Annotated in this window: 20 protein-coding genes; 5 read left to right on the top strand and 15 right to left on the bottom strand. The window is 56.1% G+C overall.

Annotated features, from left to right (window positions below):
* The 3 genes from NR126_RS26180 to NR126_RS26170 all read right to left on the bottom strand — a co-directional run.
* Positions 1-72, bottom strand: a 72-nt coding sequence (locus tag NR126_RS26180) for a hypothetical protein (protein WP_256832307.1), incomplete at its 3' end; no start/stop codon positions are given.
* Positions 73-147: 75 nt separating this feature from the next.
* Complete coding sequence (locus NR126_RS26175; RefSeq protein ID WP_027618483.1) at positions 148-1,749, bottom strand: ABC transporter substrate-binding protein; 1,602 nt, start codon at positions 1,747-1,749, stop codon at positions 148-150.
* A gap of 366 nt (positions 1,750-2,115) precedes the next feature.
* On the bottom strand, positions 2,116-2,682 hold the full coding sequence (locus NR126_RS26170; RefSeq protein ID WP_027618482.1) for a helix-turn-helix domain-containing protein: 567 nt from the start codon (positions 2,680-2,682) through the stop codon (positions 2,116-2,118).
* A gap of 160 nt (positions 2,683-2,842) precedes the next feature.
* Between NR126_RS26170 and NR126_RS26165 the strand changes: the two genes are divergently transcribed.
* The 3 genes from NR126_RS26165 (at position 2,843) to NR126_RS26155 (ending at position 6,870) form a co-directional block, all read left to right on the top strand.
* Positions 2,843-4,060: a Xaa-Pro peptidase family protein gene (locus NR126_RS26165; RefSeq protein ID WP_105755319.1), complete on the top strand. Its 1,218-nt coding sequence runs from the start codon at positions 2,843-2,845 to the stop codon at positions 4,058-4,060.
* Between the two features lie 604 nt (positions 4,061-4,664).
* Complete coding sequence (chrA, locus tag NR126_RS26160) at positions 4,665-6,035, top strand: chromate efflux transporter (RefSeq protein ID WP_256832306.1); 1,371 nt, start codon at positions 4,665-4,667, stop codon at positions 6,033-6,035.
* 175 nt (positions 6,036-6,210) lie between these two features.
* A complete protein-coding gene (locus NR126_RS26155) occupies positions 6,211-6,870 on the top strand; it encodes a carbonic anhydrase (RefSeq protein WP_105755317.1) in 660 nt (219 codons plus the stop codon).
* Between the two features lie 110 nt (positions 6,871-6,980).
* Here the strand turns inward: NR126_RS26155 and NR126_RS26150 are convergent, their stop codons facing one another.
* From NR126_RS26150 to NR126_RS26140, 3 genes are all read right to left on the bottom strand, one after another.
* Complete coding sequence (locus NR126_RS26150) at positions 6,981-8,195, bottom strand: aldose 1-epimerase family protein (protein WP_027618474.1); 1,215 nt, start codon at positions 8,193-8,195, stop codon at positions 6,981-6,983.
* Positions 8,196-8,300: 105 nt separating this feature from the next.
* Positions 8,301-8,675: a tautomerase family protein gene (locus NR126_RS26145; RefSeq protein WP_027618473.1), complete on the bottom strand. Its 375-nt coding sequence runs from the start codon at positions 8,673-8,675 to the stop codon at positions 8,301-8,303.
* Positions 8,676-8,681: 6 nt separating this feature from the next.
* A complete protein-coding gene (locus tag NR126_RS26140; protein WP_027618472.1) occupies positions 8,682-9,017 on the bottom strand; it encodes a carboxymuconolactone decarboxylase family protein in 336 nt (111 codons plus the stop codon).
* Between the two features lie 107 nt (positions 9,018-9,124).
* Here NR126_RS26140 and NR126_RS26135 point away from each other — a divergent pair, with 107 nt between their 5' ends.
* Positions 9,125-10,003, top strand: a complete 879-nt coding sequence (locus NR126_RS26135; RefSeq protein ID WP_256832305.1) for a LysR substrate-binding domain-containing protein — start codon at positions 9,125-9,127, stop codon at positions 10,001-10,003.
* A 16-nt stretch (positions 10,004-10,019) separates the two neighbouring features.
* Here the strand turns inward: NR126_RS26135 and NR126_RS26130 are convergent, their stop codons facing one another.
* The 8 genes from NR126_RS26130 to NR126_RS26095 form a co-directional block, all read right to left on the bottom strand.
* Complete coding sequence (locus tag NR126_RS26130) at positions 10,020-10,403, bottom strand: DUF6632 domain-containing protein (RefSeq protein WP_256832304.1); 384 nt, start codon at positions 10,401-10,403, stop codon at positions 10,020-10,022.
* Positions 10,404-10,839: 436 nt separating this feature from the next.
* Positions 10,840-11,367, bottom strand: a complete 528-nt coding sequence (locus NR126_RS26125; protein ID WP_256832303.1) for a hypothetical protein — start codon at positions 11,365-11,367, stop codon at positions 10,840-10,842.
* Positions 11,368-11,494: 127 nt separating this feature from the next.
* A complete protein-coding gene (locus NR126_RS26120; protein WP_256832302.1) occupies positions 11,495-12,355 on the bottom strand; it encodes an FRG domain-containing protein in 861 nt (286 codons plus the stop codon).
* Positions 12,356-12,891: 536 nt separating this feature from the next.
* The gene (locus tag NR126_RS26115) at positions 12,892-14,427 is read right to left on the bottom strand and encodes a hypothetical protein (protein ID WP_256832301.1); all 1,536 of its coding nucleotides are present in this window, start codon (positions 14,425-14,427) and stop codon (positions 12,892-12,894) included.
* A gap of 23 nt (positions 14,428-14,450) precedes the next feature.
* A complete protein-coding gene (locus NR126_RS26110) occupies positions 14,451-16,829 on the bottom strand; it encodes an RNA-directed DNA polymerase (protein WP_256832300.1) in 2,379 nt (792 codons plus the stop codon).
* Positions 16,830-17,124: 295 nt separating this feature from the next.
* Positions 17,125-17,745 carry a tyrosine-type recombinase/integrase gene (locus tag NR126_RS26105; RefSeq protein WP_256832299.1) on the bottom strand — a complete coding sequence of 207 codons (621 nt, stop codon included), beginning with the start codon at positions 17,743-17,745 and terminating at the stop codon, positions 17,125-17,127.
* A 467-nt stretch (positions 17,746-18,212) separates the two neighbouring features.
* Entirely contained in the window at positions 18,213-19,112 is a 900-nt protein-coding gene (locus tag NR126_RS26100) for a DMT family transporter (RefSeq protein WP_256832298.1), read from the bottom strand.
* 79 nt (positions 19,113-19,191) lie between these two features.
* Positions 19,192-20,271 carry an SDR family oxidoreductase gene (locus NR126_RS26095; RefSeq protein WP_105755313.1) on the bottom strand — a complete coding sequence of 360 codons (1,080 nt, stop codon included), beginning with the start codon at positions 20,269-20,271 and terminating at the stop codon, positions 19,192-19,194.
* Positions 20,272-20,345: 74 nt separating this feature from the next.
* Here NR126_RS26095 and NR126_RS26090 point away from each other — a divergent pair, with 74 nt between their 5' ends.
* Positions 20,346-20,735, top strand: a complete 390-nt coding sequence (locus NR126_RS26090) for a MerR family transcriptional regulator (protein WP_027618465.1) — start codon at positions 20,346-20,348, stop codon at positions 20,733-20,735.
* Between the two features lie 101 nt (positions 20,736-20,836).
* Here NR126_RS26090 and NR126_RS26085 read toward each other — a convergent pair whose 3' ends face one another.
* The gene (locus NR126_RS26085) at positions 20,837-21,877 is read right to left on the bottom strand and encodes an alpha/beta fold hydrolase (protein ID WP_256832297.1); all 1,041 of its coding nucleotides are present in this window, start codon (positions 21,875-21,877) and stop codon (positions 20,837-20,839) included.
* Positions 21,878-21,914 lie beyond the last annotated feature (37 nt).

Raw genomic sequence — 21,914 nt, 5'->3', positions numbered from 1 at the left:
GAACGTCAGCAGGGTGATGCCGAAGAACGTGGGGATCAGCAGTCCCAGTCGGCGGAAAATAAAACTCAGCATTGGGGCGAGTCACTCCTTGTCGTGTGGGTCATGCAGGGGGATGGATAAAGGGGCCGGCGTACCGGCCCCGATGACTTAGTTCTGATTGGCGACGCCATAGAAGCTGCTGAGGCCGAAGGGGCTGATCTGGAAGTCCTTCACCGTGGTGCGCATTGGCTGGTAGACCGTGGAGTGGGCGACCGGGGTGATCGGCACCTGCGCCTTGAGCACATGCTGCGCTTCTTTATAGAGTGCAGTGCGCTGCTCCACGTCGGCGGTCGCCGCGGCGGCCTTGACCAGTTTTTCGTAGCCTGGATTGCACCACTTGGCGAAGTTGTTGCCGTTGACCGAGCTGCAGCTGTAGAGGGTGCCCAGCCAGTTGTCCGGGTCACCGTTGTCGCCGGTGAAGCCGATCAGCATGACGTCATGCTCGCTGTTGTGGGCGCGCTTGATGTACTCGCCCCATTCGTAGCTGACGATTTTGGCCTTGATGCCGATTTTCGCCCAGTCGGCCTGGAGCATTTCCGCCATCAGCCTGGCGTTGGGGTTGTAGGGGCGCTGGACTGGCATGGCCCAGAGGGTAATTTCCGTGCCTTCTTTCACCCCGGCAGCGCTCAGCAGTTCCCGGGCTTTCTGCGGGTTGTAGGCCGGATCCTTGATGGTCTCGTCATAGGACCACTGGGTCGGCGGCAGGCCGTTGACGGCCAGTTGGCCGGCGCCCTGGTACACGGCGTCGATGATCGCTTTCTTGTTGACCGCCATGTCCAGCGCCTGGCGCACTTCAAGCTGGTCGAACGGCTTGCGGGTGAAGTTGTAGGCGATGTAGCCGAGGTTGAAGCCCGGCTGACTGGGCATGCGGATGTTCTTGTCGGCCTGCAGCGGCTTGATGTCGGCCGGGCGCGGGAAGGCGGTGATCTGGCACTCGTTCTTCTTCAGCTTCTGCGTGCGCACCGAGGCGTCGGTGGTGATGGCGAAGATCAGGTTGTCGATCTTCACGTCTTCCGGCTTCCAGTAATCCTTGTTGCCCTTGTAGCGAATCTGCGCGTCTTTCTGGTATTTGCTGAACACGAACGGACCGGTGCCGATCGGCTTCTGGTTGATCTCCTGGGCCTTGCCTTCCTTGAGCAGTTGCTCGGCGTATTCGGCCGACTGGATCGAGGCAAAGCTCATGGCCATGTTCTGGATAAAGGCGGCGTCGACGTCCTTGAGCGTGAAGGCGACGGTGTGTTCGTCGAGTTTTTCCACCTTGGTGATTTTTTCGTTCATCCCCATGTCGGTGAAGTAGGGGAACTCGGTGGGGTAGGCCTTGCGGAACGGCATGTCCTTGTCGAGCATGCGGTTGAAGGTGAACAGCACGTCGTCGGCGTTGAATTCGCGGGTCGGCTTGAAGTAGTCGGTGGTGTGGAACTTGACCCCTTCACGCAGGTGGAAGGTGTAGGTCCGGCCATCGGTCGAAAGATCCCAGCGGGTGGCCAGCCCCGGGATGACTTTGGTGCCGCCACGCTCGAACTGCGAGAGACGGTTGAACACGGTTTCGGCCGAGGCGTCGAAGTCGGTGCCCGTGGTGTATTGACCCGGGTCGAACCCGGCCGGGCTGCCTTCGGAGCAGAACACCAGGTTGCTGGCGGCGTAGGTGCAGCCGGAGCCGAGGATCAGGCCAGTAGCGATCAGGGTTTTGAGCGTGGTTGTCTTGCGCATGCGAACCTCATTGTTGTTATTTTTGAGGGCGGCAGATCAGGTCGTTCGTGGCTGGGGGGATGCACCTGACCCTGCGGTTTTTCGGACCTTGGCTCGGGTGGTAGCGCAGAGGGGAGAAGGGAGCCTCGCGCAGACACCGGCCGAGGCAGAATTTAAGTGAATCTAAAATTAAGTTCAACTTAAATTCAGTGGTGCTTACTTTTTGATTCGGAGGTCCCTTGGCGGAGACAACTCACCCCTGTGGGAGCGAGCCTGCTCGCGAAAAACGTTAACGATTACGCGAGCTGTCTGGGGGTGTGCGCGGCGGTCTAGGGGCCTTCGCTGCGATGCGGCGGCCCGACAAGCCAGCTCCTACAGCCTGTGCCCTCAGCCCGCGGGATGATCGTCCAGCAAACCACCCATGGTGGTCACCACCAGCACTTCGGCCACCTCATCCCCAGCGTTGGCAATGGAGTGCGGCTTGGTCGAATCGAAATGCACCGAACCGCCCGGGCCGAGCGGGTAGGGATGGCCTTCGATGGTGTAGACGATGTGTCCGCAGAGCACGTAGGTGAATTCGGCGCCGTCGTGGGAAATCAGCTCGGACTGGTAACCCACCGCCATGGTCATCTTCATCGCGTTGAGCAGATTGCCCGGGAAGCTGCTGGACAGGCGCTCGTACACCAGCGGCTGGTTGCCAATGGAGTAACGCACCCGCTGGCCCGGGTGGGAGTCCGGCTGGGGCTGGGTCGGCTGGTCGAACAGGGTATTGAGGGGAATGCCCAGGGAGCCGGCGATGCGCGCCAACGAGGAAATCGAGACGCCAGTGAGGTTACGCTCCGCCTGCGACAGGAAGCTGGCGGTGAGGCCTGCTTCGGAGGCGACTTGGTTCAGGGTCTTGTTGGCGGCGCGACGGTAGCGACGCAGCCGTTCCCCGATCTGCTCTTCAGTCATTGGCGTGGCTCGTGATCACAAAGGCGCCAGTATCACGGGCGACGCCTCGCAGAAAAGGCTTTTCGCCTCGCGGAAATTAAGTGTGACTGAAAAGACGCCTTGACGATTATTTAAGCCAGGCTTAAATTTCTGCCGGCGCAACATCACTTGGGAGAACGCGATGACAGTGGGTGTAGGTGGCAAAACTGCGGAACAGGCGCTGGCTGGCCTGACGAACATGACTGCGGGCATGCAGCCCATTGACCTCGATGAATACCAGGCACGCATCGCCAAGGCCCAGGGCCTGATGCGCGAGCAGGGCATTGCCGCCCTCTACCTCAATGCCGGCAGCAACCTGCGCTACTTCACCGGGGTCAAGTGGAGCCCGAGCGAACGCATGGTCGGCGCGATACTGCCCGCCCATGGCCCGCTGGCCTACATCGCCCCGGCGTTCGAAGAAGGCACCATCCGCGATTTCCGCGAGGTCGACGGGGTCATCCATGGTTGGCAGGAACACGAGAACCCCTACCGCCTGCTGCTCGACATTTTCGCCGGCTTGGGCATCGCCGCCGACGCGGTGGTGGGTCTGTGTCCGTCCCTGGCGTTCTTTATGTTCGACGGCATCCGTCGCCTCGGATCAGGCTTCGAGTTCGTCGACGGGTCTTGCGTGATCAACCCGTGCCGCTATCACAAATCCGCGACGGAACTGGCGCTGATGCAGCGCGCCAAGGACATGACCCTGGAAGTGCAAAAGGCCGCCGCCAGCATCCTGCGCGCCGGCATCAGCACCACCGAGGTCGCCGAGTTCATCCGCGAGGCGCACCGCAAGGTCGGCGCCCCGGGCTCGACCTTCTGCATCGTGCTGTTCGGCGAGGCCAGCGCTTTCCCCCACGGGGTGAAACACGCGCAGGTGCTCAAGGACGGCGACATGGTGCTGATCGACACCGGCTGCCTGCTCCACGGCTACCAGTCGGATATCACCCGCAGCTACGTGTTCGGCAACCCGAGCGAGCGTCAGCGCGCCCTGTGGAACCTGGAAAAAACCGCCCAGCAGGCCGCCTTCGACGCTGCGCGCCTGGGCCACGCCTGCGAAGCAGTGGATGCCGCTGCACGCCTCAGCCTGGAGGCTGCCGGCCTCGGACCGGACTACCAACTGCCCGGCCTGCCGCACCGCACCGGCCACGGCATCGGCCTGGACATTCACGAAGGGCCGTACCTGGTGCGCGGTGACCAGACGCCGCTGGCCGAAGGCATGTGCTTCTCCAACGAGCCGATGATTTGTGTGCCGGGGGAGTTCGGCATTCGCCTGGAGGATCACTTCTACATGACCGCCACTGGCCCGCGCTGGTTTACCCAGCCGAGCCATAGCGTGGACGATCCATTCGGGTTGCAGGCCTGAGGAGAGGCGGGTTCCCGGCGGACGCAGCGCACTCCTGGCGCTGCGTCTCGTGAAGCGCCGATGAACGAACCGTCGCGCCGTTGTAAGTGCCGAAGAAGAATAAGAAGTACAGCAGCCTGCACGGTTGCCATTACGCCCCTGGTCCTGGAGTTGATTCTGCATCTTGCCGAAGAGCAAACGGCTTCCTTTCTCGAGAGCAAAAACGCGCGACTGGTTGCAGTGCATTCATCACGATGTTCAAGAGAGCATTGGGTAAATCGCCTACACAGCATTTTTCCTCGCTGGGTACACATTTGACTGAGTGATTTCAGCCAAATCCGCCAGCTCAGGATTATTTCGTTCCCTGGTATTCGTGCAAGGAAATGCCGTGAATAAGTGGCTGCTTCTGAAAGGGGGAGGTGGCTGAAAAAGCTGGAAAAAGGGCAGAAGCTGTCTTCCTCGGTCGGCAGTTAACGGTCAAAAAATGAGACGGTGGACATTACCCACGCCAAAGCGCTAGCGTCTGCTCCTTCAATTCGAGGGCTACACCATCGCCGGTGCGTCGTGGAGCTTTGGGAAACCGTATTTGGCCTGCTGACAGCGTTCGCAACGGAAGAAGTCGAAAATGCTTGATCCCACCTGCGCAACAAACGGACAGCCGCCACCTCAGGCGACTCAGCACTCGGTTGGCCTCTATCAAGCCTTCCTGTTCTGGCTCAAGTTGGGCTTCATCAGCTTTGGCGGGCCGGCCGGGCAGATTTCGATCATGCACCAGGAGCTGGTGGAGCGTCGGCGCTGGATCAGTGAGAAGCGCTTTCTCCACGCGCTGAACTACTGCATGTTACTGCCTGGCCCTGAGGCCCAGCAGCTTGCCACCTACATCGGCTGGCTCATGCACCGTACCTGGGGCGGGGTGATTGCTGGCGCCTTGTTCGTGTTGCCGTCGCTGTTCATCCTGATCGGGTTGTCCTGGATCTACGTCGCCTTTGGCGAAGTGCCGGTGGTTGCCGGGGTGTTCTATGGCATCAAGCCAGCGGTCACGGCGATTGTCGTTCACGCGGCCTACCGGATTGGCTCGCGAGCCCTGAAGAATGGCTGGCTGTGGGGCATGGCAGGGGCTTCGTTCGTGGCCATCTTCGCCCTCAACGTGCCGTTCCCGCTGATCGTGCTGATGGCAGCCATCATTGGTTATGTTGGCGGGCGCATCGCCCCGGACACATTTGTCATCGGTGGCGGTCATGGCACCGCGAAGAGCAGCTATGGCCCGGCCCTGATCGATGACGACACTCCGGCGCCCGAACACGCCCGTTTCAGTTGGGGGCATCTGCTGCGTCTGCTGCTGGTCGGTGCCGCACTGTGGCTGTTGCCGATGGGGCTGCTGACGTTGTCGTTTGGCTGGGATGGCACGTTGACGCAGATGGGCTGGTTCTTCACCAAGGCCGCATTGATGACCTTTGGCGGCGCGTACGCAGTGTTGCCCTACGTCTACCAGGGTGCGGTCGGGCACTATGGCTGGCTGACGCCGACCCAGATGATCGATGGTCTGGCCCTGGGGGAAACCACCCCCGGGCCGCTGATCATGGTGGTCGCCTTCGTTGGCTTTCTCGGTGGCTATGTGTACCCGATGTTTGGAGCGCAGCACCCATTCCTCGCCGGCGCAGTCGCGGCGAGTCTGGTGACCTGGTTCACCTTCCTGCCGTCGTTCCTGTTCATCCTCATCGGTGGTCCGTTGGTGGAGTCGACCCACAATGAGCTGAAATTCACTGCACCGCTGACGGGGATTACGGCCGCAGTGGTGGGCGTGATCCTCAACCTCGCGATGTTCTTCGGCTACCACGTGCTGTGGCCCAAGGGCTTGAGCGGGACGTTTGACTGGCCTTCGGCGCTGATCGCGGTGGCAGCAGCGGTGGCGTTGTTGCGCTTCAAGCGAGGTGTGATTGAGGTGCTGTTCGCCTGCGCATTGGCCGGCCTGACAGTCCACCTGGTGCGTGGATGAAACCGGCGGATCAGCCCAGCGGGGCTTCTCCGCGTCAAGGGCCGTGGCGGCGCGATGTCCCTCGTTGATCGGGTAAAGCCAAGGCGCGCGACCTCTGTAATAATGATGGGCATTGCGGCGCGAGGGCCTATCGAGTGCTCGTGCCACCATCGGCAATTTGGCTTTGGAGGACTCCATGCGTGACATTATTGACGGCTTTCTGCGCTTTCAGCGCGAGGTTTACCCGCAGCGGGTCGAACTGTTCAAGCAACTCGCCACGACACAAAATCCAAAGGCGTTGTTCGTCACCTGCTCGGACAGCCGGGTGGTGCCCGAGCTGCTGACGCAGCGCGAACCGGGCGAACTGTTCGTGATTCGCAACGCGGGTAACATTGTGCCGTCCTATGGTCCGGAGCCAGGCGGCGTCTCGGCCACCGTCGAATATGCCGTCGCCGTGCTCGGCGTGGAAGACATCGTGATTTGCGGTCACTCGGACTGCGGTGCCATGGGCGCGATTTCGCGCTGCACCTGTCTGGATCATATGCCGGCGGTCGCCAACTGGCTGCGCCACTCGGACGCTGCGAAAGCGATCAACGCGGCCCATGAATTCGACTCGCCTCGGGCCAAGCTCGACGGCTTGGTGCGCGAAAACGTCATCGCGCAGTTGGCGAACCTGCGCACCCATCCCTCGGTGGCACTGGCGCTGGAGCAGGGCCGCATGAATCTGCACGGCTGGGTTTACGACATCGAGGCAGGCTGCATCGATGCGCTGGATGGTGCGACACGCAAGTTCGTGTCACTGGCGGATTCGCCGACCACCGTGGCGATCGCTGCGCGTAACGGCAAACAGATGTAATGGCAACAGGCAGGAGAGGGTGGTTGCTCAAGGTCGCGCGCATGCGGGCGGACCTTGAGCACGTCGATGGGATCGGGCGTGAATAGTTGGCCGAGGGGCTGCAGACGGTATCACCCCTTGGTCAGATCAACCAACGGCGTCTGCCGCACCTCGGTCTCGCGCCCGGCCTGAATCTCGCTCACCTGCTTCAAGGCCTTGTCCACCGCAGCCTTATCCGACAACAAGCTATAGCTGATGCGGAACTGCTTGTGCTCCTTCGGCCCAATGGTCGGAACCAGGTTCAGTGGCCGCTGATAACGGCGGTTGTAGGAAAAACTGGTTCCCGGCTCCAGCCCCGTGACATATCCCTGGCCTTGGGTGTCGGTGTTTTTCCAGAGAGAGAACACCGGCAGTGTCTGCGTATTGAAACCGACCGAAACGCCCAGGCTGCCGGCCTGGTTGTGCAGCACGGTCAAGGTATCGCCCTTGGCATCGGCATAGGGCACTACGTTGTAGACCGTTTCGTCGTAGTCCTTGGTCGGTGCGCGGTAGGTTTGCCAGTCCGGCAGATCGCCCTTGGCCTTGTCGTTGAACGGCGACACCTGTTTCACCGGCGCGGCGAAGCGAGCGCCTTGCTCGAGGAATGGGGTACTGAAGTTGCTGTGATACAGCGCCTGGTATTCCTTCGGATAGTCGCCGTTGTTGGTCAGCGTGTCGTTGAGGGCGAACGTCACGCTGCCGGGTTCGGTAACCAGTTCGGTCGCGACGGAGAAGTCGACTTTCTTGAACGCCTGCTCTTTCAGTTCGCCGCGCAGGGTGATGGCGTACGGTGGCTTTTCATCAATGTGCAGGGTGACTTTGTTCGCCGGAATGTTGGCAGCCCGACCGTGCAGGGTCAGCAGTTCGCCGTTGTCGATACCCGGGTGGCCGACCCATTCGTAGCCGCAGCGGGTCACCAGTTCATTGAAACCTTCCAGCCAGCCCAGACCACCGCGGCCATTGAGTTCGATGAAGGCCGGATTGACCACCTCCTTGACCGGCGAATCCCAACCCATGCGCACCTGGCCGACCGAGGCCTGCAAGACGTTCATGCCGCGTGTCGGCACCACCGAGAGTTTCATCGTGCCGTTATCGATGTCGACAATGCTCACGCCCTCCTGCCGACCGCCGTGCAAGGTGCGCAGCGACACGCTGAAGGGTTTGTCGGTTTTAATGCCGAGTTGCTGGCTGGTGATCTGCCAGTTCTGTGCAGCTTTGTCGGTGTCGAGCAGAACGTAATCCCAGGCCATGGCGTGGGAGGCGGCGGACAGTGCGCTGAGGGCAACAACGAGTTTGAGCGGGGTCATGGCGGCAGCCTTTCTTGGAGTTGTGGCGATTTTATAAACCGGGTTAAACGATTCAGCAAGCGTAAAATCGACATGTCAGGCGACGCGCATGCCGCACCTCCACCGCTAGTTGCCCCGTCCTCCCGCAAATGACCACTCATCGCTGGCCGTGGTGGTGATCACCACCATCACATCCTCTGCGTTGAGCCCCGTGGCCCGCCCCAGCTTCTCGACCAGATCGCGGTAAAAGCGCTGTTTCGTCTCAGCACTTCGTGGACGGCCAGCGGTGATCGCGATCAGCACAAAGTCATGGCTGCGCGGTCCGCCCAGGTAGTGGGGATCAAATATCAGTTCGCCGGCCGCATGCTGGTGAATGACCTGAAACCGGTCAGTCTTCGGCACTTCGAAGCTCTCGACCAGGGCCTCGTGTAATCCCTCGGACAATGCCCGCAGATACTCCGCAGACTTCCCCTGGTGCAATGAAATTCGGGCAAAGGGCATCAACCGTTACTCCTGACAAGTTGGCTGGCAAGCCTGTAGTTCACTGAGCAGGTTCAGCGCCGACGCAGCGGTTGGCCATCCGGAATAAAACGCCAGATGGGTGATGACTTCCGCCAGTTCATCGACAGCCAGACCATTGTCCCGCGCACGTTTGAAATGGAAGGGCAGTTGCTCCAGACGGTACAGCGCCACCAAGGCGGCCACCGTCACCAGACTGCGATCCCGGGGCTTGAGTTGTGGACGGTTCCACATGTCGGCAAACAGCACCTTGTCGGTGAGTTCGGTAAATTTTTGCGGGTAGCTACTGGGGCTGTCCGGCCCGTTGACTGTTGATGCACTCATGTTTATTTCCTCGGAGATTGGCGATGACGGAGAAAAATTAACAAGTCGCAACCATTCCGAATATCAGATTTAATGGCGCTCATCATCCTGTTTTAGTGGACTATCCAATGCGCCGTCCCACCTTCGATCTCGAGGTATTGCGGACCTTCGTCACCGGCGTCGAGTACAACAGTTTTGCCAAGGCGGCGGATCGACTCGGTCGGTCGACGTCTGCGGTCAGCGCCCAAATGAAGAAACTCGAAGAACAGGTCGGTACGCCGATATTGGCCAAATCCGGGCGCGGACTGGTCCTGACCGCCATGGGGGAAACACTGCTCAGCCATGCCCGTCGGCTGCTGGAGCTGAACGATGGGATCTTCCAGACGCTGCGCGAAAACCAGACCGCCGGGACCCTGCGTCTGGGGCTGCAAGAGGACTTCGGGGAACATTTCCTGAGCGATATCCTGCGACGCTTCGTGCAGACGTATCCACGGGTCAATCTCGAAATCCGGATCGCCCGAAATGCCGAACTCCTTGCTCTGGTCGAAAGCGCCGGTCTGGACCTGGCGTTGGCCTGGGACACCGGGCACTTGCCGCCTCATGCCACGCGGCTGGGCGAAACCCCGATGCACTGGATCGGAGCCCGCGATCGGCCACAGGCACCAACCCTGGATAACGCGCCGTTACCCTTGATCCTGTTTGACGCGCCTTGCGTAATGCGCAGCACCGCCACCCAGGCGCTGGATGGCGCAAAAATACCCTGGCGGATTGCCCTGACCAGCCCCAGCGTCGGTGGTCTGTGGGCAGCGGTCGCCGCCGGACTGGGGCTGACGCTGCGTACCCGGATCGGGCTGCCGTCCCATCTCAGCGTAGTCTCGGGCCTGCCCGCGCTGCCAAGCCTTGGCTATGTGCTGCACAGCAGTGGCGAAGAACTGCCACCTGCTGCCCGGTTTTTGGCTGCATTGATCAAGACGAGTCTGCAAGAACAGGCATTCGTTTCTCGATGACGAGCTGAAGGAGGAGTCAAGCGTGTTCGGCGGACAGCCCGCAGGTCAAGCTGGCCAAGGCAATCGCCACGATGAACAGCGCCGGCACGTCACCGACCAAGTGCCCCATCTGCGCTGGCTGGGTCAGCGCCTGGACAGCCATGATCGCCCCGTGTACGGCGCTGGACCACACGGTGAACCAGATCAGGCTCAGATTGGCCAAGGGGTCACGTGCGGATCGAATGAGGAAAACCCCAAGGGTGGCGTAGAGGCCAACGATCATCATCGGGTAGTCCGAGTGACCGTCGTGCCAGGCCCAGCCGGACGGCCAAAGCAACATGAGCGGGTAGAGCGCAAGGCACGCCAGGCCAGTCAAGACCAGCGCGATGCGCAAATACCTGAGGCAATCGACGGCGGTCATGGCGGACTCCTCTGTGGGCCAGACGTCGAATCAACCCCAAGTGGGCTATTGACGTCTTCACGAGCTGTTGGACCGAGATGTAGACCAAGAATAGCTACCACCCACAATTGGCGAGAACAAAATAACCCTACTCACTGGCCGGACTTCACTTGTGGTTTCAATGTGTCGTGACAGGTAGAAAACGGCCGATTCTGTTGAAAAAGTCGGTCTGCACAAACTGCTTGATCATTGAATGGTGAAAACGCCTTTTTTGCACGCTGCTACGTGAAATCCGAGTCCGGAAGCCTCTGCGAAAAGCAAAGATTTTAATCTCGGACGCGTATTTTTCTGATGCGCAAACTACGGTCGACTTTTTCAACAGAATCGGCCAGAAGCGGACGCTAACGATAGGGCCCAATCAGCGGCCAATCAAGATCATCACGCCAGTGACCAGTTGCTAGAGCTTTGTTGAAAACCACTCTTTATCCAATTGCCGAACACTCAACTCTGGTCGACTAGTTAATTCGGTGTGAAATGCTCGTATTAATTCGCCGTAGTGGCTGGCGATTTCCTTAACCTGATTTTGGCTGTCTTTTTTCACCGCGATACCGGCCCCATTTAGGGCGCGGCGATCAAGCACAGGAATAAGACTCAAATGGTGTGCTGCCAAAATTGCCGAAGCATAGGAAGGTCCAAACCCTCTGATTTTGCTTGAATTTTTTTTTGTTAGTGCAAGGAATTCGTCGTATAGCGAAACTAACGTACTCAACTCACTGGTGGTCAACGTAGAGAGCGATTTTCCGGAGAATCGCTGCTCGACCTTTCTTAGTACAACTTCGTAATACATGATTTTTTCGGTTAATGTCACGAGGGGCTCACTTATGGACGCATTTCCACCCTTGAAATTGCTGACGTGAAGTAGGTCAGTAATGGAGAGCGAACAATGATCTACTTTCGATTGAATATGCTCTTGGTAGTAGGACATGGCAATATTCAGCATTTCCCATGTTGTTGCAGGCTTTCTTGTCACTGGGTAAACCTCTGATGGTTTAATTAATGGTTGGGGCTTGGTCCGTTCCGAAGAGTGAAGTGAGTGGCAGTTGATTGCATTGTTAGGATTTTTTGTATTTGTCTTTAAGATAATCTGCAGTTGTATCCATTTCTGGGTAAATTTTATCTTTTGAAAAGCCCAGTAGCTCTAACTGCTCTCTAAGTTCTACTTTGTTCTCGACCTGGTACCTCAGAGGTTGAAACTCTGCCTTCTTGTAGTCGGCAAGCTTTCTCTTTGTGCCATCTATTCCAAACAGAAGAAAGGCACCGTCTTGCTTTATTATTCGTCGGTTGTTGAGTAGTGGCTTTACGCACCAGATCGATTGAAGGTGATCTTTTTGTATGACGTGAGAGAAATACGGCTTTTCATCTTTTATCTCATGAAGCAGATATTTGATGTGAGTGTGGCGATTGAATCTATTAATCCACTGCTCTTTGCTCTCTTGATCTGAAAGCTTTCGAGCGATTTTGCTAATATCTAATTTATTTGATGGTCTTTTTACGATATTGGAAACTACGCTAACAGTATCTGAGTCGTAATATTTGATAAATCTGTCTGGTATGGCGTAAATTATAAAATCACCTGATTCAGACGCTGTTTCATTATCAGATTCCACAGCAAAAAACAATGCAACAAGGGGGTTTGTCGTAATATCTAAAAGTCGCGTAGGCAAACCGTAGTGTTGCATTTTTGTAAGGATTTCAAAAGTCGATCTTTGTCCTTTGAATTCATCAGGGTTTCTGATGATAAACTCCTTAAAAAGCTTATCTTCACTTTCTAACAAGCCATCTCTGTCGATTGAAGGCATGATCGTTTCGTATTGTCTTTTTTGTCCTCTGAAATATAGGGTGTGACCTTCTTTTTTTGTTTTTGAGATCAGTTCCAATAACGCTGAAATACTATTTATTTTAAACTCATGCATCAGGTTTCTCTTTGCACAAAGGTGGGTAAAGCGTCTAAGGCACAACGGCAGCGGGCTGCTTTGGAATTGAGGGAGATGGTAGATCTGTAGAATAAATGCACGATTCTTGCAGTTCCATTCGCTGACGGTGTTTAGTCTTTTGTATGGCTAACTCTAGAGGGTACAACTCACAATCCCTACCACTATGATCTGTAGCTATTCACCGCTATAGGTCGAAATATGCCCTTCGCGATGGCCCGCTTTTGGTGGATTACTGCCTTTCGTGAAGGGCTGCATCCGACCCAATGCATCTGTTCTCGGGAATCACGAGATTTTGCATCTACTGGGTATCCCAATAATCGATTCTGCATACGGAACTGGGTCCGGTGTTTTTGGACCCAACCCACCATTTTACTGCCGCTAAGACTCAAGCGTAGAGCTTCCAGAATTTAGAAACCTTATCGCGGGAAGCCTACGGATCTCCTAGCTCCATCCGGCGGAGCAGGCATTTTAGGAACACGAAGCGCAGCTTCGGAATAATCCTTGATCTTCTCCAGTCAGTGCACTCTTCCTTTATAACCGGCAGGTGCAGTTTTTACCTGTTTTGGTGATCGTCCGGGTTTTGTGGATTTAAAAGGGGTTGGATCTATTTCGAAAACACTGACTGCGACTTGATTGTTTCCATGGATATGGGCTACTAAGCGTTCATGTTTAGGAAGCGGAATTTGGGCTGTAGAGCCACCAAACTCACCTGAGTTCGCAAGCACTACTGGTTGGTACATGTGGAAATGGAGTGCCGCCACCATATTGTCAAATGTTTGCACGTCCTGATTCAACGCTGAAACGAGGAATACATCTGACCGGTCTCGTAAATCTGCTACCAAATCAAGATCAGTTGCATCGTAGCAAATCGCCGCAGCCAGGCGTGTTGGTGAAGTCGTACCTATTGGAAGCTCCACCAGCGTTACATGAGGACGATGTCCTTTAACTCCCATCTGTTGTTCAAGTTTCATTGGGTGCAGTTTTCCCTGCCACACGTATTGGATATTCCGGCCCTGATCTGGAGCGTCTGTCCGGATTAGCCATAGGCCCTGGTTGATCGGGCCTCCGCATTTACTGGAATGCATGAATGTAAGCCCAGTGAAGATATTGGCCTTAAGCATGTCTGAAAGGCGCCGTAGAAAAAAAACGTGTTCGGGATGAACAGCTAATTCAGGGAAAAGGATAACATCGATCTTGGAGTCTTCATCCTCCCCGTCTTTTAGCGGTCGAGATGAGGCCCAAGCACGCAATTTAGCGTGCGCTAGGCGACACACCTGAGCCAAGTGACGTCGGTGTTGTGACAACATCGCCGGAGTCCAGTGTGTAGGGTCCTTGGTATCGAAATCATCCATCCTAGGACGAAGCGTCTGGACAATCGCAACCCGCAACGGCCTGTCCACAAGGGCGGTGCCGTCGCTGGTTGGGATAACGTAGAAAGGAGTTTTACTGCGCACCCCATATAATTCCCGTTGCTCTGAAATGCGTTTTTCAAGAATTGCCAACAGTTCACCCGGTGTGCGGACGTCGGAAACCGGTGCCGCATCATTGGCCTTAAATTCGATTCCAGGCCATTGGAGGAGTATTGAAATAAATCCAGAAAGCCACGGGGAAATTGGTGCAGGCTCGTCCAGCATGCCGCTGCCAGAATTGAGCATTCCAAAGCGGCGCTTATACCAACTGCTCCGAATGCCTCTGTAGCGCCCAATTTCCTCTGTTATTAAGAATCTCCTCGCGGTGAAGTCGAAATCGCCTGTTAATGCTGACCTTAGAATACGACCTAATCCGTACATCCAGGTCTGATCATCGCTAACCCATTCTGGGTTCTCATATAGCGGGTTATTTTCATCTGATTCTTCGGATAAAATAACTTTCAAGAATTCAGAGCTATTCGGAAGTGATTGTAGCTGCGTCCAATTTGAGCATGTAAGAGTAATATCTATAGGGCTGAGTCTGTTTGAGAGTCGCGCTTCAATGTCTGGTGTAGTAAGAAGTGCTTTGGCAAGCATTAAAAGGCCATTTTCTTGGCCGAAAGCATTGAATGGGTCTTGCATGACCCGAAGTAATTGGCGTGTTGCTAGTGTTTTGTTTTGTTTTCTTTTTGTTTGCTGGCACTGATACGGCCAATTTCAACTACAGATTGTGGGACAAATTTTTTCCATTTTTGCAACGTGGCATCCCGCTTGCTGGTCGCCTCTAGAAGCAAGTCAGGCCTTTCAAGGGCTACTAAGTTTACTATTTTCTGTATCTGACTGGCTGACAGGGTAGAGCGAAGACCTTCAGCTATCCAAGCGGCAAAGCGCCGCGGATTCGGATGCATTTGCTGAGCAACAAGTGCATACGGAATAGTCTTCAACAGCTCGGCTGAGCTGGAACGCTCAAAGAGAAGTGCGCTTCGCAGCCTGTTATATGGCTCGGTAATCGCGGGCTCTTCGATATTATCAAGGCTTACACTATTATCTCCAATCGATGCTAAGTAAAGCAGTGCTTGCTGTAACAAGTACCAAGGCGAATTTTCTCGCTCTACAACGATAGTTCTTGCGAAGTCTCCAAGATCTTCTCTGTAACCTTGAATGTCGATGTTTTCAGGATAGCTCTCGTCATCCCGGAAACCGGTCTCCACAATGCCGGCACGTAGCAAGTCAGCAGCGATGTATTCAGCGCTTTTAATTTGACGCTGTTCATTTTGACTTGGTTCGCCTGGAGCTTCGAAAAGCTTTGCACTAAGTGCTTCCAGTACTGGTGCGAGCAACTTGGGGTGGGGGAATAAATCAAGCCCGCATCGGAGCAATAATACTAGAGCGGGATTTTCTGCCCAGCATTTAATTAATTTACGCGCTGTAGATTCGAATTCATGGGCAAGGGCCTCTCCGCCATTCATCCGATCCCCTAAGGACTCGCCTGTATCATCAGGTGCGCTGAGATCAGTCATGGCTAGACGCTGTCTCATCAACTCTACGAGACGAGTCGCCACAAAGCGTTTGACTGTGTCGTCTCGAACGTCTGTTGCGGGGGCAGCGATCGTTGCTAATCTTAGCTTGGATTTTGGCGGTTCTTGTGATCCTTCGATCTGATCCGATATCCAGAGCAAACCCTCGAGACCGCCAGCGGCTTGTGCTAATGAATCGATATCAAAAGTTCCGCTCAACTCAGCCCCAAGCACGCTCATTAATGTTGATACGTTATTCTGCGACGACATTGAGCGATAGGGAGTTATAGAGCACTTTTCCTCTGATAAGATAATATCTTTTTTGGCGCCGATACGTTTGCAATGCTCTTGAAGTTTTTCAATTACATAGTTTTTTATTTGGTTGAGTGGGGAGCTATGGCTTGGTGCTTCAATTACAATCCTGATGTCGTCGACGTAACGGCAATAATCAAGAATCTTGATTCCGCTGTCTTCGACCACGAGGTTCTCACGAGTATCTCTGTCGATTGCTTGGTCAAAGCCAATTAAATATGCGTTTGCTAAAAATCCTGATGCCACGAGACCTTGCGGAAGTCCAAGGTCTAGCTTTTTACTTCCCAGCTCATTGAATAATTCAGCCTGTTCGTTGTCGCTGTCCCGCCAGCGCCATTTCAATATTTTTTCCGTTTTATCCCAGAAATCTTGGTCGGCGCCATTGTCCGCCTGCACATGAAATGCTCGATTAAACTCGGTCTCAAGGCGTTGTAGCTCAATTACCAATGCCTGAAGATCAACGCGATCATAGAATGACTTTAAATCAAGAGAAATTACGGATAGCTCTTTTCCTTTAGGTGTCCGTTGAGCTGACTCAGCACAGATTTGGCGTGGGCGAGATAAGAACGCGCGATAGTCTTGGTAGTATTTACGATAGGTCTGGCTATTACCCCAAGAAAAATTGGCTTTAGCACGGCTTCCAGCACTTTCGGCCCATCGGCAGTGAAGTCGATTTCCGTAGCTTGTGAGGCCATTTGAGCGTGCTTTAACGGCATCAACTTCGTCCGGGTTCCCTTGGGTTGTTTCTATGGATTCAGCAAGGCACATCATTACGGCAGTCGCTAGAGACTGATCGCGAATGCCTATATGTGCGAGAGGCCGTAATTTTTGAAGGCTGGGTTGTTTAGATGGATTATCTTCTTTGTCTGGAACTGGCCCCCAGGCGTTAAATATAGAGCGGGTAATAATGGTTTCTAAGAAATCGTCTTTCTCTGGCTCAAGGTCCGTCGGGAATACCCACCTTCCATTTTTGGGAGCAGGCACCAGCATCATTTCCATGGTCTGAAACCGAGGTTTCTCTAAGTCCGAGGCCCACACGATCAATTGCTGCTCTAGGTTGACGGTAGATCTATCGAGTTCAAGGACATCAGCATACGAGTTGTGGCGACGGATGAAACCTTGGGTCTTTTTCCAAGCTTGGGCAAGGATGACGATGTCTATGAGCGTCTCGCCACGGGGGCGTAAGAACAGATATTTCGTTTTGATGATCGACATCATCTCTCTCGTGCAGGGCAGCGCGCAGCAGCTTTCGGCTGGCGTGCGTTTGGCTGGTAGCACCGAGAGAGACGAAAGGAGGCATCAAGCCTTCTTGTGAAGGGAACCTTCCTTGGTAACGCCCGCATGCCATAATTTCACGGTGATATCATCGTATTTAATAGCGACAACGACAAGGGTTCGGCAGAGGTTGTAGAGGGACTTTCTGAGACTGAATCGCCCAGAATTTCTGAGATAGTGAGCGACCGCTCCTGGCCGGATAGCGACGGTCTGGCTCAGACCGTCGCAGTGTTGGTTAAACCTCTGTCTGCTCCGCCATTTCCAAAGCATCATCGACCTCGATGCCCAAGTACCTGACAGTGTTTTCGAGTTTCGTATGACCAAGCAGGCGTTGGACAGCTCTCAGATTCTTCGTCCTGCGATAGATCAACGATGCCTTGGTTCGCCGTAGCGTGTGAGTACCGTACATGGTTGGGTCAAGGCCAATCGCGGCCACCCACGCTTTGACTATTCGAGCGTACTGTCTGGTGGAAAGATGGTCTGAGTCGTGCAAGCGGCTCGGAAACAAAAAGTCCTCGCTTCGGAGACGCGCCCGATGCCTCCAAGCTTCCAATACCGTTCGGGTTTGTTCAGTGATTTCGAATTGCACTGGATGCTGAGTTTTCTGCTGCATCACGATGGCCCGTGACGACACATGCTCCCCATGGGCGATGTCTCGGACTCGCCGCTTGGTTAAGTCACAGGCACGTAGTTTGCTGTCGATGGCCAAGTTGAAAAGCGCCAAATCACGTGTCTTCTCTGCAAGCTGGAGTCTGATCCGGATGGCCCAGATATCTCTGATTCGGAGCGGGGCTTTCTGCCCGACAAGCTTTCCCTTGTTCCAAGGCTGATGGCGGGATCTAGTAGCGGTATTCATGGCGTGTCCTCCACTGGAAGCCGCCTCTCATATTCCATGCCCGGCGGCAGGCATTGTGGTCTATGAAAAAAGCCCGGGAGAGCGGGTCAGGAAAGGTGATGTCATTGCTCAGGTGGTGCATTTGGACAGCGAAAACATCGGTGACCGCAGCCTTGTCCGTAGTGATACCGAAGGCGTACTCATCGTTCGTCAAGCGCCTGGGGCATGGTTTGCGCGTCGGAAAAGTACGCGTCCGAGATTGAAATCTTTACTTTTAGCAGAGGCTTCCAGGCGCGGATTTCACGTTAGCAGCGTGCAAAAAAGGCGTTTTCACCCGTCAATGGTCAGGCAGTTTGTGCAGACCGACTTTTTCAACAGAATCGGCCGAATTCAGCCTGTCGCCAAAAGCTGAAATCGGCCAATAACCTTCAGTCGCTCAAACCACCATATAACGCTGGTTTGCAACGTCCCTGGCATCTCAAAACAACTCACTCTGTCGAAGCCACAGCTCCCTTCCTGCCCAAACGAATCAATTCGTTGGAGAAACACAGCCCGGCGATGATCAGCGTCGCTCCCGCGTACAGGCTGTCGCGGGGTACTTCGTTGAGCGCGACAAACGCCAGCAGGGCAGCGAACAGGGGTTCGGTGAGCTCCAGTGCCTGTACCTGGGAGGGCTTGAGATACTCGATGGCCTTGGTGGTGCAGAAGAAACCGAGGATGGTCGGCAGCGTGGCCAGGGCCAGCAGGGCGGCGATTGCCAACGGCGACAGCTCGCCGATCGCGAAACCGTCGGCCGCCGCCGGCATCAGCAGGTACAGGCTGCCAAAGAACAGCAATTGGCGGGTGAAGTGCAGTCCTCCGGACACGCCCATCCGCTTCATGGCCACCGAAAAGGCCCCATAGCCGCAGCCGCCCATGGCGGCGAGCGCGGCACCTTGCAGGGTAAAGCCTTGCTGCAGGTCGGCGCCGAAGATTACCGCGATCCCGGCGATCGCCAGTGCGGCGCCGACGGTGGCGTTGGCGGTGATGGCGTCCTTAAGAAACATCCGCCCCAGAATGATCGAGGAGATCGACGCGCTGGCCATCAGTATCACCACCACACCGGCGGCCGCGTAGTGTCGGTAGGCGGCGGTTTCGAAATGGAACAGCACAAAGATGCCGAGGAATGCGCAGATGGCCGCCTGAGTCCATTTAATCGACGGCCCCGGACGCCTGAGGAAAAACAACAGGCTCGACAGCAGCAGGCAACCCAAAACGGTCTTGATGAAAGCCACACTGCTGGCGCTGAAACCACTGCTCATCAGTACTTTGCTGAGTACACCGATGGTGGCGTTCAGTGCCGCAGCGCAGAGCGCAAAGACGACGCCTTTGCTGAAAGTCGATTGCATGGATAACGATCCCTGTTGTTGATGGTTTATTCGGTGGAATGCCGCTCTGGATCGACGGCGTTGAGGTGCGAATCAGCCGTCAGCGGGCCTGGCCCTTGGCGACGTAATACAAATTGACGAACCTCGCCGTGTGCAGCACCGACTGACCTATATCCGGTTTGGCGATGCCATGCCGCTTGGCAAATTGCTCGAGCGCCGTGGTATCAAATCGAGTGGTCTGGATAAAGTCCAGGGCTTCGGGTTTTGAGTTGAGGCATCGCGCAACGGGCGCAATGCTCAGGAGCAGCTTCAGCACGGGCAGCGGAATGTGGTACCGGGGAGATTTCACGCCAACGGGTCGTGCCACCTGTACCAGTAGTTCACGCAAGTTGGGCGTCTGGTCATCCAGCGCCAGCAACTCCTGACCCGCCATGGCCGGATCAAACGCACTCACCGCCACCAGCTCGACCAGGTGATCCACAGTCACCAGGGGCAGCCAATGCCTGGCGCTGCCGGGCACTGCCGTGAGTTTTCCCTGCACCAGGTTGCGGATCAGGTCCACCAGCGGCTGACCTTCAAGAATATGCCCGGTGCGGCTGTGACCACAGACCGTGGAAGGGTGGACCACGGTGATCTCGCCGCCCTTGGCCGCCATCAGCTCGAGGGTCGCGAAATGCGCCTCCAGCTTACTGCCCTCATAACCACCGACGCGCCGGTACACGGCAGACCAATCGGTGCGCTGCGGATGATGAGGATCAATGCCGATGCGTTGCAGGTGCTGATGATTTTTCAGCATGTAGCCGCCGATCATCACCATCCGGCTGTGTTGCTCAGCCGCCAGCAACGCCACGCGCTTTGCCCCTTGAACATTCACCGCTCGTGATTGCTCGACTGTAAGCCCCCAGGCGAAATGAGCGCCGAGGTGGAACACCACGACGGCCTGCCTCAGCACTTCCCGGTCAGCCAGACTCAGTCCCAGGTTGTCCTGTTCGAGATCGCCCGCCACAGCAAAAATTCGCCTGCCGCTGCCGCCCAACTGGTCGACTTGCTCGCGCAGGGCTGCCAGTCGCTCGGGGCGGCGCATCAACACCCGAACGGTGTGACCTTTTGCACTCAGGTTCGCCAGCAAATGTTGACCGATGAAGCCGGTCCCCCCGGTGACAAAGCACTCCACGCTCATTTTCCAGCTCCTGTTTAAGGTTAGAAATCAAGCGTAAACTATCGACCCAACTCTACAGTCAAGCGGTGTTTTTCATGAAAATCGGCGAACTCGAGGCCCGCAGCGGCGCCAGCCGTCACACGTTGCGTTACTACGAACAAATCGGTCTGATCTCAGCGCTGCGGCAAACCAACAACTACCGTCGTTACACCGAACAAACCCTGCAGGATCTGGTGTTTATCCAGCGCGCGCAAAGCATGGGTTTTTCCCTGGGGGAAATCGGCGAGATCCTGCAGGCCCAGCGCAACCAGCTGATCGATTGTGCTGAAGGCGCCAAGCTGATTGAAAGGAAGATGGCGCAAATCAAAGAGAAAATTGCCAACTTCCAAAGCATCTATCGCTATCTGGATCAGGAGCGCTTGAACCTTGAGGCCAGTGCTGCCAGGCAACTTGAGCTGCAGCGGTTGAACAGTGCTGCCAACTGAACGGTCAGCTTCTGGAAAAATCGCGCTGCGGCCTGTCTCCGCTTTCAAACAATTTTGAAGATCCCACTCCTCACAGCACCGGGTTGCCAGGCTTTTTCCTTTTAAGGCGTCCGCGGCGCAGCCTTCGCCAGAAAATCAGTCACCAACCCCACCACCTCCCGCTGAATCTCCTCCCGCGACCGTGCGTTCTCGCCATCCCGGCAAATGACCCCATCACCCGGTGCATCTTCTTCCAGCATTTCAATGGCGCCCGGTTTGCAAATCGACGCGAAGCTGAAGTGAGTGGCGTCTTTGATCTCGACATAACGGGTGCTGGCCGCTGGCAGGCGTTTGGCCAGGTCGGCGGATTCCAGTTGCGCGGGTAGATCGTCGGAGGGGGCGCCGGCGGCAATCACCAGGGTCGGCACCGGCAGCGTCGCGAGGCTGGCGTCGGTCATGCCGCGTGACAGGCCGAGGTCCAGCGAGACGATGGCGGTGACTGCCGGGTAGCGTCTGTCCGCCGCCAACTGGGCCTTTGCCTGCGCGGTGCTGGCGGGGTTCATCTGTTGGTAGACCCTGCAACTGCTGAGATTCGTATGGACTTTGCAGTCCTCGGCGAAACGCTCGGGGTCGAAACGTGCGCCAGCAATCTCCAGTGCGGTCCAGCCACCGAGGGAGTGGCCGACCACGGCAATGCGCTGCGGTGCGACCGCGCCAAATTGCTCGGGCTTTGCCTGCACCGCTGCGATCGCTCGACGCAGGTCAATCGGCCGTTGCCACAACTGCGCTGCGGCTTGCGGGCTGCGGTCGTGGGTGGTGCTGCCGGGATGATTGACTGCCGCGACGATGTAGCCCTGATCGGCCAGGGCCGTGGCGAGCCACATCTGGTTGGTCCAATTGCCGCGATAACCGTGGGACAACACCACCAATGGATGCTCGCCAGCGGTGGGTGGCGCGTCGCGCACGGCAGAGGCACTGACGAACACCGGGTTGTCGTCGATCAATTGTGCCTTTGCAGTGGTGTTCGCCGGGTACCAGACCACCATTTCCAGCGGCCGCTGTGGGTCCGCCAGGGTGGTGCGGTAAAAGGCGATGGGGTGGGTGTCAGCGAGGGTGGTGGCAGACAGGCCGATCAGCAGCAGGGCGCCGAGAGCTGTTTTCAATGTTGATTCTTCCTTGATTGCATAGGGTGGTTTCAGG

Origin of the sequence: Pseudomonas sp. Pse1, from assembly GCF_024519635.1 — a bacterium.
Lineage (GTDB): Bacteria > Pseudomonadota > Gammaproteobacteria > Pseudomonadales > Pseudomonadaceae > Aquipseudomonas.
Note: the sequence above shows the minus strand (reverse complement) of the source record. Positions and strands in the feature narration are given on the sequence as shown.

What these genes read in the sequence shown, in the direction of transcription:
- NR126_RS26120 (WP_256832302.1), bottom strand. Translation starts at nt 12,355, where the DNA reads ATGCATGAGTTTAAAATAAATAGTATTTCAGCGTTATTGGAACTGATC.
- NR126_RS26135 (WP_256832305.1), top strand. Translation starts at nt 9,125, where the DNA reads ATGCGCCGTCCCACCTTCGATCTCGAGGTATTGCGGACCTTCGTCACC.
- NR126_RS26105 (WP_256832299.1), bottom strand. Translation starts at nt 17,745, where the DNA reads ATGAATACCGCTACTAGATCCCGCCATCAGCCTTGGAACAAGGGAAAG.
- NR126_RS26110 (WP_256832300.1), bottom strand. Translation starts at nt 16,829, where the DNA reads ATGTCGATCATCAAAACGAAATATCTGTTCTTACGCCCCCGTGGCGAG.
- NR126_RS26165 (WP_105755319.1), top strand. Translation starts at nt 2,843, where the DNA reads ATGACAGTGGGTGTAGGTGGCAAAACTGCGGAACAGGCGCTGGCTGGC.
- NR126_RS26130 (WP_256832304.1), bottom strand. Translation starts at nt 10,403, where the DNA reads ATGACCGCCGTCGATTGCCTCAGGTATTTGCGCATCGCGCTGGTCTTG.
- NR126_RS26115 (WP_256832301.1), bottom strand. Translation starts at nt 14,427, where the DNA reads ATGCAAGACCCATTCAATGCTTTCGGCCAAGAAAATGGCCTTTTAATG.
- NR126_RS26095 (WP_105755313.1), bottom strand. Translation starts at nt 20,271, where the DNA reads ATGAGCGTGGAGTGCTTTGTCACCGGGGGGACCGGCTTCATCGGTCAA.
- NR126_RS26100 (WP_256832298.1), bottom strand. Translation starts at nt 19,112, where the DNA reads ATGCAATCGACTTTCAGCAAAGGCGTCGTCTTTGCGCTCTGCGCTGCG.
- NR126_RS26150 (WP_027618474.1), bottom strand. Translation starts at nt 8,195, where the DNA reads ATGACCCCGCTCAAACTCGTTGTTGCCCTCAGCGCACTGTCCGCCGCC.
- NR126_RS26140 (WP_027618472.1), bottom strand. Translation starts at nt 9,017, where the DNA reads ATGAGTGCATCAACAGTCAACGGGCCGGACAGCCCCAGTAGCTACCCG.
- NR126_RS26145 (WP_027618473.1), bottom strand. Translation starts at nt 8,675, where the DNA reads ATGCCCTTTGCCCGAATTTCATTGCACCAGGGGAAGTCTGCGGAGTAT.
- NR126_RS26155 (WP_105755317.1), top strand. Translation starts at nt 6,211, where the DNA reads ATGCGTGACATTATTGACGGCTTTCTGCGCTTTCAGCGCGAGGTTTAC.
- chrA (WP_256832306.1), top strand. Translation starts at nt 4,665, where the DNA reads ATGCTTGATCCCACCTGCGCAACAAACGGACAGCCGCCACCTCAGGCG.
- NR126_RS26170 (WP_027618482.1), bottom strand. Translation starts at nt 2,682, where the DNA reads ATGACTGAAGAGCAGATCGGGGAACGGCTGCGTCGCTACCGTCGCGCC.
- NR126_RS26175 (WP_027618483.1), bottom strand. Translation starts at nt 1,749, where the DNA reads ATGCGCAAGACAACCACGCTCAAAACCCTGATCGCTACTGGCCTGATC.
- NR126_RS26125 (WP_256832303.1), bottom strand. Translation starts at nt 11,367, where the DNA reads ATGTCCTACTACCAAGAGCATATTCAATCGAAAGTAGATCATTGTTCG.
- NR126_RS26090 (WP_027618465.1), top strand. Translation starts at nt 20,346, where the DNA reads ATGAAAATCGGCGAACTCGAGGCCCGCAGCGGCGCCAGCCGTCACACG.